The organism is Micromonospora sp. NPDC004551, assembly GCF_040609975.1.
GTDB lineage: Bacteria > Actinomycetota > Actinomycetes > Mycobacteriales > Micromonosporaceae > Micromonospora.
This window is the reverse complement of the sequence record NZ_JBEXLM010000016.1, coordinates 12,109-30,311: the sequence shown is the minus strand read 5'-3', so window position 1 is coordinate 30,311 and position 18,203 is coordinate 12,109. Positions and strand designations below refer to the sequence as shown.

Below are 18,203 nucleotides of genomic sequence, written 5' to 3'. Positions count from 1 at the left end.
CGGCTCAGCCGGACGGGGCCGCAACGGCGACGGCCGTGAGCACCAGGCCCTGCCCGACGAGGAACCGGCCGTGGAAGGTGGTCAGCTCGGTGCCGCCGAGTCGCGGGCCGGGCACCAGCAGCCGGGCGGCGAAGGTCCCGCCCGGATCGAGGGTGATGTCCGCCTCGGCGAAGTCCAGCCACCGGTGGGTGAGCGGGAACCAGGCCTTGTAGACCGACTCCTTGGCGCTGAACAGCAGCCGGTCCCAGCGCACCGCCGCATCGGTGGCGGCCAGCGCGGCGGTGCGGGCCCTCTCGGCCGGCAGGGCGATCGCCTCGAGCACCCCGTCGGGCAGCGTCGCGTGCGGTTCTGCGTCCACCCCGACGCTCGCGACCGCGCCCACGCGGGCCAGGACGGCGGCCCGGTAGCCCTCGCAGTGCGTCATGCTGCCGACGACGCCGGCCGGCCAGGACGGCGCCCCGCGCACGCCGGGCAGGATCGGCGCGGGCGGCAGGCCGAGCCGGGAGAGCGCGCGCCGGGCGCAGTGCCGCACGGTGGTGAACTCCCGGCGGCGCTTCGGCACCGAGTTCGCGACGACCGGCTCCTCGGCGGGGTGCAGGGTCAGCCCGGCGGGGTCGGTGAAGCATTCCTCCACCACCACGGCCGGGGGCAGGATCCGCTCGATCACACCCGGGGATGCTAGGTGCCGGGCCGCCCGCCGATCCCGTCCGCGGCCTCGTTAGGGGTCGGGTACGGGTGCCGGCCGGCTCACCCTGCCGTGATCAGCAGGGACTTGCGGACCCGGCCCTGCGCGCTGCGGGGCAGTTCGTCGACGAAGTGCACCCGCCGCGGCCGGTGCCGGGCCGAGAGCAGGCGGCCCACGTGGTCGATGAGCGTCTGGGCGGTGAGCCCGGCGGCCGCCACGACGTACGCGACGACCTGCTCGCCGCGCGTGCGGTGCGGGGCGCCCACCACGGCGGCGTCGCGTACCCCCGGGTGGGTGAGCAGCACCTCCTCCACCTGCCGGGCGTACACCGGCCGGTCCCGGCACCCCACGACGTCGGTGCCCCGGCGGCCGAGGATCCGGTGGCCGCCGTCCGGGTCCACGGTGGCCAGGTCGCCGGTCGGGTGCCAGCCGTCGGCGGGCGGCGCCGGTTCCGACCGGGCGACGTAGCCGCTGTACAGCGCCGGGCCGAGAACGTTCAGCTCGCCGACGGACTCGCCGTCGGCGGGCACCGGCCGGCCGTCGCGGCCCAGCAGCCGGGTGCGCACCCCGGGCAGGGGGGTGCCGGCAGCGCCCGCGGGACCGGTGGCCACGACCAGGGTCTCGGTGGTGCCGTACCCCTCGATGAGACGGTGCGAGGTGAGCAGCCGCAGCCGCTCCCCCACCCTGGGTGCCAGCGGCGCGTCGCCGGAGATCAGGAGCCGGGCCGCGGACAGCGCCCTAGCCCGCGGGGCGTCCCGGGCGATCCGGGCCCACTGCCCGGGCAGCGCAAGGTAGATGGTGCCCGGCGGCCCGGTTGCGGCGTGCCGGTCGAGGTGGACGAAGCGGCTGCCCACCCGCAGCGCGCCGAGGAGGCCGACGACCAACCCGTACGCCCGGAACAGCGGGGCGCCCTGGACCAGCACGTCCTCGTCGCTCCACCGCCAGGCGCCCGCGAGCAGGTCCAGGTCGGCGGCGATCGCCCGGCGGGAGATGCGCACTCCCCGGGAGGGCCCATCGACGCCGCCGGTGTAGAGGATCACCGCGTCGCTGCCCGGCGCCGGGTCGGGATGGGTGGTCCAGGTGCGTTCCCGCAGGTCTATCGGGACGACCGGCAGGCCCGGGTCGACCGCGGCGGCGCCGAGTAGGAGATTCACCCCGGTCTCGCGCAGCATCCGGCTCCGCTCACCGGCGTCGGCGGCCGGTGGCACCGGCACCAGGGGTACGCCGGCCTGGACCGCGCCGACCATGCCGACCATCACCTCGAGGCTGGGCAGGGCGTCGACCGCGACGGCCCGGGCGCCCCGGATCCGGTCGGCCACGGCGTTGGCGCAGCCCTGGAGGTCCTCACTGGAGAGTGTCCTGCCGGCCACCCGGAGCGCGTCGGGGCGGTCCGCCCCGGAGCCCCGGAGCGCCGGCAGCAGAATCATTTGTCCTGACCCCTGTCGAGGGTGTTGGCGAGTCTCGGTGGTGGCTGGGAGATCACGCGCGAACCCTTCACGTCCCGGGCCCACCCGGCCCGCGCCCGCCTTCCCCGTCACCGCGGCGGACGCCCCGAAGTTAAGGCGGCGGCACCGCCGGCGACAACCCCTAGGCCGGTCCGTCGCCTGCGGCGGGCGGTCCGGCCGAGGCGGTTGCCGGGCCGACGGATCGGCTGGTCCGGTGGGCGCCGGGGCCGTCGCCGCGAAGGATGTTCGCGTTTATCCCCGTGCGGGAACTGCGGCGGTGGGACGCCGCGGAATCGACGCGACGATTTGCGGGCCACGGTCGCGGCAACCGCGCCGATTTGTCGCGCGAATTGCCGTCGCCGGTTCATTTCCGAGCAACTTCCGGCGACGGGGCGCGCTTTTGGCGTTTGCGTTTCCCGGGCATCCACGCCGCATATTCTTTCTTTAACGACAAGTTGCGGCAAACAGCTTCCAGATCTCCCGAACCGGGCAAGTCCGGGCGAGGGCCGGCAGGCGGACCGGGCCGTGCCGGAAATCGTCCCGGGAGGACCGATCGCGCCATTCGAGCGGGCGTTCCACGGTCCGGTCGATCACCACGCCGAAAAGCCCGCTTCGGGCGGCCGCACTGGACCGACAGCCGGTCAGGCCCCTACCCGCCCGGCCTCGTACCGGCGCAGCCGGCGTCCGGCGCCGCGTTCCCGTGCATTACCGGCAACTCTGGAAAACGTCACCAACCGGCCCAGCGCAACGCCGGACGGTCACGTTCCGAATCAGCCGGATGACTTTGCGTCGTCACCGCCGACTGGCCGGTTGCGCCGGCCGCAGCGAACGTCAGCCATGTTTGCCTATCCTTTACATCGCCTGGCTTGCCGCCCAATTGCCGGACTGCCATACTCCACTGCATGAATCGGGATCGATAGGGACGCTACGCGTGGGCATGACCCGCTAATTGCAAAAACTGCAGGTCGCGGCGGCATTCCGACGCGCAGGGACCAGGTGCGACGTTCGATGAAACACCTACGCCGTACCATAGTTGTCGGCATTCGCCAATCGGAATGGGTCAAGGGTTTGTGGGTCGCTGACTGCATCGGGTGTCCCGGTAGACCACGGCGGGCGGGCGGCCCGGCCACCCTCGTTCCGGGAACGGCCCGATGACGCCTGTCGAACGGGCCCGGCACCTCGACATCCTGACGGATCGGCTCGGCGACCTGCACCGGCCCGTCGATCCGTCCGGACCCGTCACGGTGCTCACCGGGCCGGTCGGGACCGGCAAGACCACGCTCCTGCAGGAGTTCGCCCGGCGGTGCGTCGTGGCCGGCGTCGACTTCCTCGGCGCAAGCGCCTCGCGCAGTGAGCGCACGGTGCCGCTGGAGGTGATCCGTCAACTCTTCCGCCGGGCCACCCTGGACGCCGCCGCCCGCGAGCGGATCGGCCGGTTGCTCGACCGGGCCGTGCTGCGCTGGGCTGAGTCGGCCGACGAGGAGGTGCACGCCGCGCTCGCCGCCGCCGTCGGCGGCGAACTGCTGGAGATCGCCACGCGGGCCCCCACGGTGGTCGCGGTGGACGACGTCCACCACGCCGACGGGCCGTCCCTGCGCTGCCTCGACTACCTGGCCCGCCGGGTCACCGGCCTGCCCGTGCTGATCGTGCTGGGCGAGTCGCCGCGCACCCGGCCGTGGCACCGCACCGTGCACGCCGAACTGCTCCACCCGGCCCGGGTGCACCGGGTACGGCTGCCGCTGCTGTCGCCGGAGGGGACTTACCGGGTCCTCGCCGACCGGCTCAGCGTGCCCGTGGCGCGCAGCATCGCCGACGAGGCGCACCGGATCAGCGGCGGCAACCCGCTGCTGGTGCACGCACTGGCCGACGACCACTCCCCTGGGCACGACCGGCCGACACCCGGCGAGGCCTTCCGCGAGGCGGTGCTGAGCTGCCTCTACCGGTGCGAGCACCTGGTGCTGAAGACCGCCCGGGTACTCGCGGTCACCGAGGAGCCGCTGCACGGCCCGCTGCTGCCCCATCTCGTCGACCTGCCCTCCGAGCTGAACCTGCGGGCGGTCGACGCGTCGACCAGCGCCGGCTTGATCAGCGCGAGCGGGCTGCGGCACCCCGCGGTCGGCCAGGCGGTGCTCGACGGCATGACGATGGAGGAGCGTGGGCGGCTGCACCGGGCCACCGCGGAGCTGCTGCACGACGACGGCGCGCCCCCGGTCCGGGTCGCCGCGCACCTGCTGCGCACCGACGAGCCGGACGCGCCCTGGATGGCGCAGACCCTGCTGGACGCGGGCGAGCAGGCCCTGGCCGACGGCGACGTAGACCGGGCCCGGAGCTTCCTCCGCCAGGCCAACCGCAGGTGCGAAGACGAGTGCTTGCGCGCCCGGATCCGCTCCGCCCTGGCCCGCGCCGACTGGCGGCTCGATCCGCAGGCCGCGGTCCCCCACCTGCTCGGTGTCGCCACCGCCATCCGGGCCGGCCACCTGGGCAGCCGGCAGGCCGCCGGTCCCATCCAGTACCTGCTCTGGCACGGGCAGATCGACCGGGCCGTCGAACTCATCCAGCACCTCGGGAAACGGGCGGACAGCGACGACCCCGGTTCGGCCGCCGAGCTGATCGTCACCCGGGGCTGGATGGCGACGCTCTACCCCGGGGTGCCCGTCGGCGGGGCGGGCGCGACCCGGGAAGCCGCCCGGGATCCGCTCACCCTGGCCCGGGTCAAACACCGGTTGCGCGGCGTCACCCTGCTCGGGGCGGTGCTGGAGCGGGGTGACGCCGGAGCGGTCGACGACGCCGAGCGCGCCCTCGCCACGCTCGCGCTGGACGACGAACCGAACATGTGGAACGCCGTCTGCGCAGTGCTCGCGATGATCTACGCCGACCGGCTGGACCTCGCCGGCGACTGGTGCGACCGGCTGGACGGCGTCGCCTCCGCCCGCCGGCATCACACCCCGCGGGCCCTGCTGGCCGCGGCCGCCGCCACCGTGGCCGGCCGGCGCGGCGACCTGCCACGGGCCCGCGAGCTGGCCGAAGCGGCCCTGCACCGGCTCTCCCCGAAGGGCTGGGGGGTGGTCATCGGCGCGCCGCTGGCCGTCCGGCTGCGGACGCTGACCTGCCTGGAGGAGTGGGACGAGGCGGCCGACTGCCTGCGTACGCCGGTGCCGCCGGCGCTGTTCGAGACGCCCTTCGGCCTGCACTACCTGCACGCGCGCGGCCTGCACGCGCTCGCCACCGGCAGCCCCGAGGCGGCGCTGGCCGACTTCCAGCTCTGCGGCCAGCTCATGACGTCGTGGCGGCTGGACCTGGCCCCGCTGGTTCCCTGGCGCACCGACACGGCCCGGGCGTTGCTGCGGCTGGGCCGCCGGCACCAGGCCGAGAAGGTGATCCGGGAGGAGCTGGACCGGCTGCGCCCCTCGCACGTGCGGTACCGCGGTACCGCGCTGCGGGTGCTGGCCACCGTGCACGAGGGACCGGAGCGGATCCGGCACCTGCGCACCGCCGTACGGCTGCTGCGGCAGTGCGGCGCTCGGGTGGAGCTGGCGCACGCCCTCACCGACCTCGGGCACGCCCAGCAACAGGCCGGCGACCTGCGCCAGGCCCGCAGCACCTCCCGGGCCGCCCGGGTGCTCGCCGAGGAGTGCGGCATCCCGGTCCTGCGGCCCACTCCCCCGCCCGGCCGGACCGGTCCGGCGGAACCCGGCGGCGAGCCCGGGGTGCTGCTGACCGGCCTCAGCGACGCCGAGTCGCAGGTGGCCTCGCTGGCCGCGCAGGGACACACCAACCGCGAGATCGCCGAGCAGATGTTCCTCACGGTCAGCGCGATCGAGCAGCGGCTGACCCGGATCTACCGCAAGCTCGACGTCAACTCCCGCAGCGAGCTGGCAGCCCGGCTCCGGCTCGGCCACTGATCCGCCCGGCCGCGGACACCCGCCACCGCCTCCCCCGGGCGGGTGGCCGCGGCCGCCCGGCCGGCGTGCGGCCCTCGAGCGGGTGTGGCACGATCGGCGCACACGGCCGACTCGCGCTGTCCATCATGGCGACACGCGTCATTCATCCGGCCGGCTCGCACCCCCCTCACGGTCGGCGCCGCAACCCCTAACGGTCCAGGGGCACCGCAGGTTTACCCGCGAAACCGTGGGGTCCCGGGACCGTTGTCGCACATCGGAGCCGGTGCCAGACTCCCTGCAACCGGATCGAGCGCCCGCCCCGCGGGGCCGATCCGGAGGGGAGGATTCCGGTCCACCCGGGCACGGCGGCCCGGTGCAGACCTCTGTTCACACCAGGGACCGGTGTGACGGAGGGGGCTGCCGTCGGCATTGGGGGGAGCGGTGCCGGTCAGCGACGGTGATCCCGGCGCGGCACCGCGGACGAGAGGGGCTGACACGAACGGTGCTGGTGCAGCGAGAGGAACAGATCAACCTTCTACGAGATACCTTCCGGAGCTGCGAACAGCAGCGCCGGGGGCACGTGTCGCTGGTGACCGGAGCGGTCGGCAGCGGCAAGACGAGTGTGTTGGAGTCGTTCGGCGACTGGGCCGCGGCCACCGGCGGGCGGGTGCTCAGCGCAGCCGGCTCGCGGGCGGAGCGCGGGCTGTACCTGGGCGTGCTCGGGCAGCTGCTGCACGGCGCGCGCCTGGGCCCGGAGCCGGCGAACCGGGTGGAGAGCCTGCTACGGGAGCCACTGCCTGAACCCGGCGGGGAGGGCCCGGACGGGCCGGCGGTCCCCGACCGGGTCTGGGCGCCGGTACTGCACGGACTGTTCAGCACCCTGCTCGACCTGGCCGAGCCGGGCCCGCTGGTGCTGACCGTCGACGACGTGCACCACGCCGACCCCGCGTCACTGCACTGCCTGCTGTACGTGGCCCGCCGGCTGCGGCACGCCCCGATCATGGTGGTGCTGACCGAGGCGCGGATGCTGCGCCCGGCCCACCCGCACTTCCGGGCCGAGCTGTTCAGCCAGCCGCACTTCACCCGGATCACGCTGCCACCACTGACCCTCGAGGCGATCGCCCGGCTGGTCGACGACGACGCCGAGCCGGCCGCGCGGGAGACCGCCGAACGCTGCCTGCGGATGACCGGTGGCAACCCGCTGCTCACCAGGGCGCTGATCGAGGAGCGGCTGCGCGAGGAGACGGACGAGGAGCCCACCCCGGACGCCGCGCTCGGCGACGGGTTCGACCAGGCTGTGCTCGGCTGCCTCTACCGGCACGAGCCGGGCGTCCGCCGGGTCGCGCAGGCGCTCGCGGTGCTGGACCGGCCGGCCCCGGCGGAGCTGCTCGGCCACCTGCTGGACATGGTGCCCGAGTCGGCCGCGCCGGCGGTGCGGGTGCTGCGCACCTCCGGCCTGCTCGACCACGACCGGTTGCGCCACCCGCGCATCCGCCGGTCCATTCTGGCCGACATGTCCGCCGAGGAACGCCGGACCCTGCACCAGCGGGCCGCCGAGATGCTGCACGAGCACGGCGTCGACCCGGGCACGGTGGCTGAACACCTGGTCGCCGCCGGCTGGGCGGACGCCGCCTGGACCGTGCCCGTGCTGCACGACGCCGCCGCGCAGGCGCTGACCGCCGGCCGCCCCGACGTGGCCGCCGCCTGCCTGCGCCTGGTCAGCCGGGCCGAGGTGGACGAGGAGCAGCGGACCGCCACCACGTCGATGCTGGTGAGTGCCCGCTGGCAGGTGAACCCGCTGGCCGCCAACGGCCACCTGGGGCAGCTGGTCGACACCGCCCGCGACGCCGGCTGGCCGGCGTCCACCACCCTCGCCGCCGTGCCGTACCTGCTCTGGCAGGGCCGGGTGGACGAGGCCGGGGAGGCGGTGGCCGGCTGCGCCGGGGACGCGGAGCAGGCCCACTCGGGCGCCACCGGCCGGCTGCGGGCCATGCGGCTGCTGCTGGCCCTGTCCAATCCGGACCATCCGGCGTCGGTGCGCGAGACGGCGGGCATGCCGCGGGCGGCGGGGCTGACCGCCAGCGGCTGCCCTTCCCTGCAGGCACTGACCGTGCTCGGCGCGGCGCTCACCCCGAACGGCGAGCCGGACCCGGTCGGCGGCGCCGAGCAGCTGCTGCACCGGCACCACGCCGAGGACGGTTCGCTGGCCCTGCTGGCGGCTCCGCTGCTGGCACTGCTCTGGGCCGGCCGTGCCGACCGGGTCGCCGCCTGGACCGCCGCGCTGCTGGACCGGCCCGCCGTGCGGCACGCCCCGGTCTGGCGGGCGGTGCTGCGGGCGCTGCGCGCCGAGGCGGCACTTCGCCTGGGTGACCTGCCCGGAGCCGAGCAGCACGCCCGGGCCGCGCTGGACGACCTGCCGGTCGCCGCGTGGGGGGTGGCCGCGGCGGGCCCGCTGGCCACGCTGATCGCCTGCGCGACCGAGTCGGGTCGGCACGCGGAGGCCGAACGGTGGCTGGCCCAGACCGTGCCGGCGGGCGCCTTCCGCACCCCGCTCGGCCTGCACTACCTGGCCGCCCGCGCCCGGCACCACCTGGCCCTTGGCCGGGCTCACGGGGCGACCGCCGACCTGCGCCGCTGTGGTGAGCTGATGCGTGCCTGGGGTGTCGACGTGGCGGGGCTGGTGCCGTGGCGGCTGGAGCTGGCCCGGGTGCAGCTCGCAGTGGGCAACAAGGCGCACGCCACCCAGCTGCTCCAGGAGCAGCTGCGCGTGCCGCACGGGGTGGACGAGCGGACCCGGGGCCGGACGCTGCGGCTGCTCGCCGGCACCGCCGCCCCTGACCACCGGCGCAAGCTGCTCTCCGAGGCGGTCAACCTGCTGCAGGGCTGCGGCGACCGGCTGGAGCTGGTCCGGGCGCTCGGCGACACCGGCCAGACGCTGCAACGGGCCGGCGACTCGGCGCAGGCCCGGCTGCTCGTGCGCCGGGCCTACCAGCTGGCCCAGGACTGCGGGGCGTCGGTGCTCGCCCAGCGGCTGGTACGGCGGGACACGGGCGGGTTGCCGTCCGCCCCGCCGGTCGAACCGGCGGAACCGGAGGACGGGCTGAGCGAGGCCGAGCGGCGGGTGGCCGCGCTCGCCGCGCAGGGGCACACCAACCGGCAGATCTCCAGCAAGCTGTTCATCACGGTCAGCACCGTCGAGCAGCACCTCACCCGCGTCTACCGCAAGCTGGACGTGAAGCGCCGCACCGACCTGCCGGCCCGGCTGGTCGCCTACGCGGAGCCGCTGGCCGAGGAGATGCAGAGCGCGGCGTCCTGAGTGGCCGGAGCGGGGGCGGCGCCGGGCGCCGCCCCCGCTCCGCCGCGCTCAGTTTCCGACCGCGGCGAGGGTACGGCCGGGTGCTCTCTCGTCGCACAGGCGCAGCACCAAATCGGCGGCCGCGGTTACGCCGCCCGCCCGGCGCAGGCACGCCTGCCACAGTGCGGCGCGGTCGCGGAAGGTCGGCTCCGCCAGCAGCCGGCGCAGTTTCCCGGTGATGTCGTCGACGTCGAGCGGGTCCTCGTGCTCGACGGCCAGCGCCACCCCCGCGTCGAGCACCCGGACCGCGCCGTCGTGGCAGTCGAACCAGAACGGCATCACCAGCTGCGGCACCCCGAACCACGCCGCCTCGTGGATGGCGTTGGCGGCGGCGTGGTTGAAGAACACCCGTACGTGCGGGTGGGCCAGCACCTCGACCTGCGAGGGCAACCACGACTCGACCCGCAGGTTGGCCGGCAGCTCGTCGGCCGGCGGCAGGAACCGGTGCCGGTCGGCGGGCAGCTTCCACAGCACGTGGTGCTCCGGCGCGAGCCGGGCGGCCACCTCGACCAGGGCGGCCACCTGGGCCGCCGACGGGCGCATGATGGTGCCGAAGCCGACGTAGACCACCGAGTCGTGGGCGTCGAGCCAGGCGCGCAGCCCGGCGCCCTCGGCACTGGGGACGATCTCGCGGGGCACCATCGAGCCGACCAGGCGCAGCGTCGCCGGGGCGGTGTCGAACGGGTACTCCAACCCGAACACCGTGTACGCGAGCAGCGCCTCGGCGGCCTCGGCGTACTGCGTCGGGCGCAGTTCGGCGTTGCTGATCCCGGCGGCCCGGCGCCGCTCGGCGGCGGCGGTGCCACGGGCCAGCCGCTCCGGCTCGGTCAGCGCCGCGAGCAGCGCCGCCCGGAAACGGGCGTTGGCCGCCCGCTGGGTGGCGTTCATGTCCAGCGGCAGCCCGGACAGCGGCATCGGGTACGCGGGCGGCAGGCTGTCCTGCAGGAAGTTCGACGGCGGCACCGAGACGCTGATGACGAACGGGACACCCCGGGCGGTCATCGCGTCCAGGCCGAACGAGGCGAACGAGTCGACCACGGCCAGCACCGGCCGCTCCGCCTCGATCACGTCGAGGCAGCGCTCGTAGAGCTGGTGCAGGTAGTCGTAGTCCGCCGAGGTGTCCACGTAGCTGGCGAAGTTCTCCACCCGCGAGCCGGCCGACATGCGCCGGTGCGTCTCGTCGTCCCAGTGCTCCGGGCGGACCTCCAGCCGGGGCGGCCCGAGCGGGACGAACCGCACGTCGCCGTCGCCGGGAAGCGCCTCGATGTCGGCCCGCCGTTCGTCGGTGCAGGCGAACCGGACGGGCCGGGTGGCCCGGCGTTTCAACTCACCGGCCAGGGTCAGCAGCGGGTTGAACAGGCCGGCGCTGCCGGAGCTGACGAGCAGTAGGGTTCCCTCGTCGGCGGTCATCGTGCCCGGGCCCCCTAGTCCATCGCGCGGCGCAGGAAGCCGCGGATGCCGAGGGCGGTGAACAGCACGAACACCCCGGCGAGCACGAGCAGGTCCAGCCACAACGGCACCGACTCGACGCCGGGCGGGGCGACCAGCGAGCGGGTCGCCTCACTCACGTAGGTGAGCGGGTTGATCGAGCAGATCACCTGGAACCAGGGCAGCGAGTCCAGCGCCCGCAGCGGGAACTGGGTGGCGCCGGTGAACATCAGCGGAGTCATGGTCACGGTGAACAGGATCTGGATGCGGTGCGGCGGGACGAGGGTGCCGAAGGTCAAGCCCATGGCCGCGCCGACCAGCGCGCCGACCGCCAGCACCCCGACGACCGGCAGCAGGGTCGACAGCGGCCAGGTGACGCCCAGGATGAGCATGCCGACCGGGATCAGCACCAGGCCGGCGATCAGGCCGCGGACCGCACCGAAGACGATCTTCTCGAAGGCGACCAGCGGGATCGCCATCGGCGACAGCAGCCGGTCCTCGATCTCCCGGGTGAAGGAGAAGTCCATCACCATCGGCAGGGCGGTGTTCTCCAGGCCGATCAGGAACGCGTTGAGCGCGATGACGCCGGGCAGCAGCACGTTGGCGAAGTCGTCGCTGGCGTACCCGAGGTCCTTGAGCACCTTGCCGAAGATCAGCAGCATGAACAGCGGCTGGAGGAAGACCTGGGCCAGGAAGGCGCCCAGCTCCCGGCTGGTGACGAACAGGTCGCGCCAGAGCACCGCCCGGAAGCTGGCGAACTGGTCCCGGGCTCGTACCGGCGGGGGCGGGGCGACGGCCGGTGCGGCCGGTGCGGCGGGGGCGGTGACGCTCACCGAAGTTCCCTTCCGGTCAGGTGGATGAAGACGTCCTCCAGGCTGGGCTGGCCGACGCTGAGGTCGCGTACCTCGCAGCCGAGGTCGGTGAGGATCTTCAACGCCATCGGTACGGCGTTGGCCGGCGCGCCGGCGGTGTAGACCCGGAAGGACAGCGGCGCGTCCGGGTCGGCGGGCGGTTCGGGCATGGGTGGCATCCCGGGGAACATCGGCATCTCGGCCGCCCCACCGGCGCGCAGCCGCTCCACCCGCTCGACGTCGGGGACCGCGGCCAGCGCGGCCTGCACCTCCTCGGCGGGGGCGCCGGCGGCCACGACCAGGGTCAGTGTGCTGCTGCCCGGCAGGGTCCGGGTGAGCGCGGCCGGGGAGTCCAGGGTGAGCAGCTTGCCGTGGTCGACGATGCCGACCCGGTCGCAGAGCTTCTCCGCCTCCTCCATGTCGTGCGTGGTCACCACGACCGTGACCCCGGCACGCTTCAGGTCGACGATCCGGTCGTGCACGAACAGGCGGGACTGCGGGTCGAGGCCGCTCGACGGCTCGTCGAGGAAGAGCACCCTCGGGGCGTGCATGAGCGCCCGGGCGATCATGGCGCGCTGCGCCAGGCCGCCGGAGAGGAAGTCGGTGCGGGCGTTCGCGAAGTCCGTGAGCCCCATCTGCTCCAGCAGCTCGTCGGCGCGCCGGACCCGCTGCGCCCGGGACACCCGGTGGTAGGCGGAGTGGAACAGCAGGTTCTGCCGGACGGTGAGCGCCCGGTCCAGGTTGACCCGCTGGGGCACCACCGCCAGCAGCTGCCGGGCCACGGCCGGCGCCCTTGCCACGTCCGCGCCGCACACCACGGCGCGGCCGGAGGTGGCGCGTACCCGGGTCGTCAGCACCCCGATCGTCGTGGTCTTGCCCGCGCCGTTCGGCCCGAGCAGACCGAAGACCTCGCCGGCGGCGACGGAGAAACTCAGTCCGTCCACCGCGGGCGGCATGTCGGGCCGGTACCGCTTGACCAGCCCATCGACCACCACTGCCTCGTCCACGTCGTCATGCTCCCGTCCTCGTCCCGGAATGGGACAGTTGTCGTCGCTGCGATAGGGGGCGCTAGGGGCAGGCCAGGGGCGGGTGCGCCGCCGGCCTCACAGCCCCTGCGCGGTCAGCCATTCGTCCACGGTGGCGGCGAGTTCCGGGCCCCGCTCGCCGACCATGGTGAAGTGGTCGCCGGCCGCGTCCCGCGCCTCGTGCGGGTACGGCCACACCGACCGCCAGCCGTCCGGATCCCCGGCCCACTCCCCCAGCGGCTCGCTGGCCCGGACCAGCAGCGTCGCGGACTCCACCGGCGCGGGCCGCCAGTCCAGGAACAGGGGCAGGTAGCCGGCCCACGCGGTGGCCCGGTGGTCGTCCATCGGGGTGTACGCGCTGTCCCGCTCGACCATCCCGTCGAGCAGCTGCGCGGTCCAGCCGCCGAGCACCTCGCTGCCGGGCGGGTAGGTGTCCATGAGCACCACGGCGGCCGGTGGCCGGCCCTGCCGCTCCAGCTCGCGGGCGAGCACGTTGGCCACCATGGCGCCGCCGGAGTGCCCGGCCAGCACGAACCGACCGGCGCCGACGGTGCGCAGCACGGTGTCGGCGTGCACCCGCAGCAGCGCGTCGAGGTCGGCGGGCAGCTCCTCGCCAGCCCCGAAGCCGGGGTTGGGCAGCGCCCACACGTCCCGCCGGCCGCGCATCCCGGCCGCGAGGCGGGCGTACTCGTGCGGGCCGGAGAGCAGGGACATGGTGCAGCAGCAGACCACCGGGGTGCCCGGCCCGTCGGCGAGGCGCAGAATGCCGGCCGGGCGGGTGAGCTGCGCGGGCTCGGTGAAACTCGGGCGGAACTGGGCGAGCTTCACCAGCAGCTCGGCGTACCCGGCGGCGTCGGCGCGGGCCTTGGGTTCGCGGAACAGCCCGCCGAGGATGCCGCCCCCGCCCTCCGGTGCGCCCGCGCCGGACGGCGCGGCGCCGGCCTCCGCGCCGAGCAGGTGACCCAGAAGGTGCCCGGCCAGCGCGATCGGGGTGGGGTGGTCGAAGAGCAGGGTGGCGGACAGCTCCGCCCCGGTCTCCTGGTGCAGGGCGTCCCGCAGTTCCAGCGCGGTGAGCGAGTCGAAGCCCAGCTCCAGGAAGTCCCGGTCGGGTTCGACGGCGCCCGGTCCGGCGTGCCCCAGGACGGTGGCCGCGTGCGCCCGGACCAGGTCCAGCAGGATCCGCTGCCGGTCCCCGGCGGGGACGCCCGCCAGCCGGTCACGCAGGGCGCGGGCCGGGTCGGTCGCCGGCCCGCGGTCCGCGGCGGCCCCGTCGAGGACCGCCGCCGCGTCGGGCACGCCGCGCAGCAGCGGGGCGGGCCGGACGGCGGTGAACGCCGGCACGAAGGCCGGCCAGTCGACGTCGGCGACGGCCACCTCGCCGTCGCCGGCGCCGGCGGCCCGCCGTACCGCGTCGAGGGCCGGCCCGGGGTCGAGCGGGCGGATGCCGCGCCGGCGCAGCTGATCCGGCTCGGCCACCTCACCGGCCCATGGTGTCCAGGCCAGAACGGTCGCCGGCCGGCCGGCGGCCCGGCGGTGGGCGGCCAGGGCGGCCAGCCCGGCCCCGGTGGCCGCGGCGACCGCCGCGCCGCCGCTGCCCCAGGTGGCGGCGGTCGAGGCGAAGATGACGAACTCGTCGACGTCCCGGTCGCCGCAGGCGGCATCGAGCCGGGCCACCTCGTCGAGACGCGCGGTGACCGTGGCGGCCAGCCGCTCGGGATCGGCGGCGGCCGTCGGCTCGCCCGGCCCGCCGGCGTCGGCCACGTGCAGCACGGTGCGTACCGGGGTGCCGGCCGCGGCGAGCCGGTCGAGCGCGGCGGGCAGGGCGTCCGGGCCGTCCACCGTCACGACGTCGACGCCGGCCAAATCGGCGGCCGGCACGGGCGGTCCGACCAGCAGCAGGTGCGTGACGCCCCAGCCGGCGAGCTGGCGCAGCAGGTGCGGGCGGCGCACCGGGGCGTCCCCGTGCACCAGCACCGCGCCGCGGGGCCGCCACGCCCGGTCCGGGCCGGCCGGGGCCCGTTCCAGCCGCCGCGCGCGCAGCCCGCCGGAGCGGACGGCGAGCTGGTCCTCGGCGCCGCCGGCCGCCACGACCCGGGCCAGCGCGGCCAGCGCCGCGGCGTCCGGGTCGGCGGGCAGGTCCAGCAGGCCGCCCCAGAGGCGCGGGTGCTCCAGCGCCAGGACCCGGCCGAGTCCCCAGACGGACGCGCCGGCCGGGTCGGGCGCGGGGTCGTCCGCGCCGGCGGCGACCGCGCTGCGGGTGACGCACCACAGCGGAGCGGTGACGCCGGCCTCGGCGAGCGCGCGGACCAGCCCCGCGGTGCCGGCCAGGGCGTCCGGGCCGGTGGCCAGCAGGGACAGCACCCGGGCGGGGGCCGGGTCGAGCCGTTCCCGCAGCGCGGCGCCCGGTGCGCCGCCGGCCGGCACGGGTACGGGCACCGGGTCCAGCCCCTCGGCCCGCAGTGCCGAGAGCACCGCCTCCGGCGACTCGCCGGCGGGGACGAGCACCAGGCAGGGGCCGTCCGGCGCGGCGCCGGACGGCGGGTCGACCGGCACCCAGCCGGTCCGGTAGCGCAGGCCGTCCACGCGGGACGCCCGGCGCTGCCGGTCGCGGTAGCCGGCCAGGGCGGGCAGCAGGTCGCCGAGCGCGTCCGACGAGTCGGCGTCGAGCCCGAGAACGCCGGCCAGCGCGGCCGGGTCGCCGCCCTCGGCGGCCGCCCAGAACTCCCCGTCAGCCGGGTCGGCGGGCCGCGGCGTCAGGTCGAGCAGCATCGGAGCGGGCCAGAACCGCTCGTGCTGGAAGGCGTACGTGGGCAGGTCGATCCGGGCGGCGCCGGTGCCGTCGAAGAGGGCGGCCCAACGTATGGCGGCGCCGCGCAGGTCCACGGCGGCGAGCGCGGTGAGCAGGCCGGCCGCCTCGGGCAGCTCCCGGCGGGCCAGCGGCACGAACGCGGCCGGTTCGGCGTCCGGCAGGCACTCCCGGGCCAGCGGGGTGAGCGCCGCGTCCGGCCCGATCTCCAGGTAGGTCCCGGTGCCGGCGGCGGCCAGGGTGGCCACCCCCGCCTGGAAGCGGACGGTGTCCCGGACGTGCTCCACCCAGTAGCCGGGGTCGGTCGCCTGGGCGGCGGTGAGCAGCGCGCCGGTGCGGTCGGAGACCAGCGGCAGGGTCGGCGGGTGCCAGCTGAGCTTCTCGGCCACCACCCGGAAGTCGGCCAGCATGTCGTCCATCCGGGCGGAGTGGAAGGCGTGGCCGACCCGCAGCCGGCGGGTCCGCCGGCCGGCCGCGGCGAGCCGCTCGCCGGCCGCCAGCACGGCGTCCTCGTCGCCGGAGAGCACCACCGACGCGGGGCCGTTGACCGCGGCCAGCGCCACCCGCCCGTCGAGCAGCGGCGCCACCTCGTCGGCCGAGGCGCGGACCGCGAGCATGGCCCCGCCGGCGGGCAGCGCCTGCATGAGCCGGGCCCGGGCGGCCACCAGGGCGGCCGCGTCGGCGAGCGACAGCACGCCGGCCACGTGCGCGGCGGCCAGCTCGCCGACGGAGTGCCCCAGCAGGTGGTGCGGACGCAGGCCCCAGGAGGTGACCAGCCGGTACGCGGCCACCTGGAAGGCGAAGAGCGCCGGCTGGGTGAACTCGGTGCGGTCCAGCAGGGCCGCCTCGGCGGTGTCGGGCGCGGCGAACGCCACCTCCCGCAGGGGGCGGCTCAGGTGCCGGTCGAGTTCGGCGGCCACCTCGTCGAACGCGGCGGCGAAGACCGGGAACCGGCGGTGCAGTTCGGCGCCCATGCCGGGACGCTGGGCGCCCTGGCCGGTGAAGAGGAACGCGAGTTTGCCGGCCGGGCGGGCCACGCCGCGCACCACGCCGGGGGCGGGCCGTTCCTCGGCGACCGCCCGCAGCCCGGCGAGCAGCGCGTCCCGGTCGTCGCCGGTGACCGCGGCCCGGTGCGGCAGCGCCGCCCGGGTGGTGACCAGCGAGTAGGCCACGTCGGCCGGGCGCAGCCCGGGGTGGGCGGTGAGGTGGTCGAGCAGCCGCCGGGCCTGCCCGGCCAGCGCCGGCGCCGAGCGGGCGGAGACCAGCCACGGCGCCGGCGGGGCGGGCCGGCCGGCGGGCGGGGGCGCGGCGGTGTCCTCGGGGGCGGCCGATTCGAGGACGGTGTGGGCGTTCGTGCCGCTGACCCCGAACGCGGAGACGCCGGCCCGCCGGGGCCGGCCCGTGTCGGGCCACGACCGCGCCTCGGTCAGCAGCTCCACGGCGCCGGCGGACCAGTCGACGTGCGGGGTGGGGCGGTCGACGTGCAGGGTCGCCGGCAGGCGGCCGTGCCGCATGGCCAGCACCATCTTGATCACGCCGGCCACCCCGGCCGCCGCCTGGGTGTGCCCGATGTTCGACTTGACCGAGCCGAGCAGCAGCGGCCGGTCCGCCGGGCGGCCCTGCCCGTACGTGGCCAGCAGCGCCTGCGCCTCGATGGGGTCGCCGAGGGTGGTGCCGGTGCCGTGCGCCTCGACCACGTCGACCTCTTCGGCGGTGAGGCCCGCGTTCGTCAGCGCCTGCCGGATGACCCGCCGCTGGGCGGGCCCGTTCGGGGCGGTCAGCCCGCTGCTCGCGCCGTCCTGGTTGACCGCGCTGCCGCGGACCACGGCGAGCACGGGGTGCCCATGGCGGCGGGCGTCGGACAGCCGCTCGACCAGCAGCATCCCCACCCCCTCCGACCAGCCCGTGCCATCGGCGGCGGCGGCGAACGACTTGCACCGGCCGTCGGTGGACAGGCCGCGCTGCCGGGAGAACTCGACGAAGACGGTCGGGGTGGCCATCACGGACACCCCACCGGCGAGGGCCAGGGTGCACTCCCCCAGCCGCAGCGCCTGGCAGGCCAGGTGCAGCGCGACCAGCGACGACGAGCAGGCGGTGTCCACGGTGACCGCCGGCCCTTCGAGGCCGAGGGCGTACGCGATCCGGCCGCTGGCCACGGCGGCGGCGCTGCCGGTGCCCAGGTAGCCCTCGACCCCGCCGCCGACGCCCGTGAGCAGCGCGGCGTAGTCGCCCTGGCTGCTGGTGGCCGCGTACACGCCGGTGGGCGCGCCGCGCAGCGTGGTGGGATCGATGCCGGCGGATTCGAACGCCTCCCAGGCGGTCTCCAGCAGCAGCCGCTGCTGCGGGTCCATGGCCAGGGCCTCCCGCGGGCTGATGCCGAAGAAGGCCGGGTCGAAGTCGCCCGCGTCGGGCAGGAAACCGCCGTCGCGGACGTAGGAGGTGCCCCGGCTGTCCGGGTCGGTGTCGTAGAGCGCGTCGAGGTCCCAGCCGCGGTCGGCGGGGAACGGGGCCATCGCGTCCCGACCCTCGGCGACCAGCTCCCACAGCTGCTCCGGTGAGCGGACGCCGCCCGGGAACCGGCAGCTCATCCCGATGATCGCCACCGGTTCGGTGAGCCGGTCGGCGAGCTGCCGGTTCTGCTGCTTGAGCTTCTGGTTGTCCAGGAGGGACGCGCGCAGCGCGCCGACCACCTCGTCCAGTGAGACGCTCATCGGGGCCTCCCTGCGG

At 75.9% G+C, this 18,203-nt stretch carries 8 protein-coding genes; 2 read left to right on the top strand and 6 right to left on the bottom strand.

Features of this window, described 5'->3' with window-relative positions; translation table 11 throughout:
* Nucleotides 1-4 precede the first annotated feature (4 nt).
* Both ABZW14_RS19665 and ABZW14_RS19660 read right to left on the bottom strand, forming a co-directional pair.
* On the bottom strand, nucleotides 5-667 hold the full coding sequence (locus ABZW14_RS19665) for a 4'-phosphopantetheinyl transferase superfamily protein (protein WP_355348159.1): 663 nt from the start codon (nucleotides 665-667) through the stop codon (nucleotides 5-7).
* 80 nt (nucleotides 668-747) lie between these two features.
* Nucleotides 748-2,112, bottom strand: coding sequence for an AMP-binding protein (locus tag ABZW14_RS19660; RefSeq protein WP_355348156.1), 1,365 nt, complete (start codon nucleotides 2,110-2,112; stop codon nucleotides 748-750).
* A 1,169-nt stretch (nucleotides 2,113-3,281) separates the two neighbouring features.
* Here ABZW14_RS19660 and ABZW14_RS19655 point away from each other — a divergent pair.
* Both ABZW14_RS19655 and ABZW14_RS19650 read left to right on the top strand, forming a co-directional pair.
* A complete protein-coding gene (locus tag ABZW14_RS19655) occupies nucleotides 3,282-6,032 on the top strand; it encodes an AAA family ATPase (protein ID WP_355348153.1) in 2,751 nt (916 codons plus the stop codon).
* Nucleotides 6,033-6,468: 436 nt separating this feature from the next.
* Nucleotides 6,469-9,327, top strand: coding sequence for an AAA family ATPase (locus ABZW14_RS19650; protein WP_355348150.1), 2,859 nt, complete (start codon nucleotides 6,469-6,471; stop codon nucleotides 9,325-9,327).
* Nucleotides 9,328-9,375: 48 nt separating this feature from the next.
* On the opposite strand, the gene ABZW14_RS19645 is transcribed toward ABZW14_RS19650, so the two are convergent.
* The 4 genes from ABZW14_RS19645 to ABZW14_RS19630 form a co-directional block, all read right to left on the bottom strand.
* Nucleotides 9,376-10,776, bottom strand: coding sequence for a glycosyltransferase (locus ABZW14_RS19645; RefSeq protein WP_355348147.1), 1,401 nt, complete (start codon nucleotides 10,774-10,776; stop codon nucleotides 9,376-9,378).
* A gap of 14 nt (nucleotides 10,777-10,790) precedes the next feature.
* Nucleotides 10,791-11,627, bottom strand: a complete 837-nt coding sequence (locus ABZW14_RS19640; RefSeq protein WP_355348144.1) for an ABC transporter permease — start codon at nucleotides 11,625-11,627, stop codon at nucleotides 10,791-10,793.
* Nucleotides 11,624-12,652 carry an ABC transporter ATP-binding protein gene (locus ABZW14_RS19635; protein ID WP_355348141.1) on the bottom strand — a complete coding sequence of 343 codons (1,029 nt, stop codon included), beginning with the start codon at nucleotides 12,650-12,652 and terminating at the stop codon, nucleotides 11,624-11,626. The genes ABZW14_RS19640 and ABZW14_RS19635 overlap by 4 nt, the downstream gene beginning before the upstream one ends.
* A gap of 96 nt (nucleotides 12,653-12,748) precedes the next feature.
* Nucleotides 12,749-18,187: a type I polyketide synthase gene (locus ABZW14_RS19630; protein ID WP_355348138.1), complete on the bottom strand. Its 5,439-nt coding sequence runs from the start codon at nucleotides 18,185-18,187 to the stop codon at nucleotides 12,749-12,751.
* Nucleotides 18,188-18,203 lie beyond the last annotated feature (16 nt).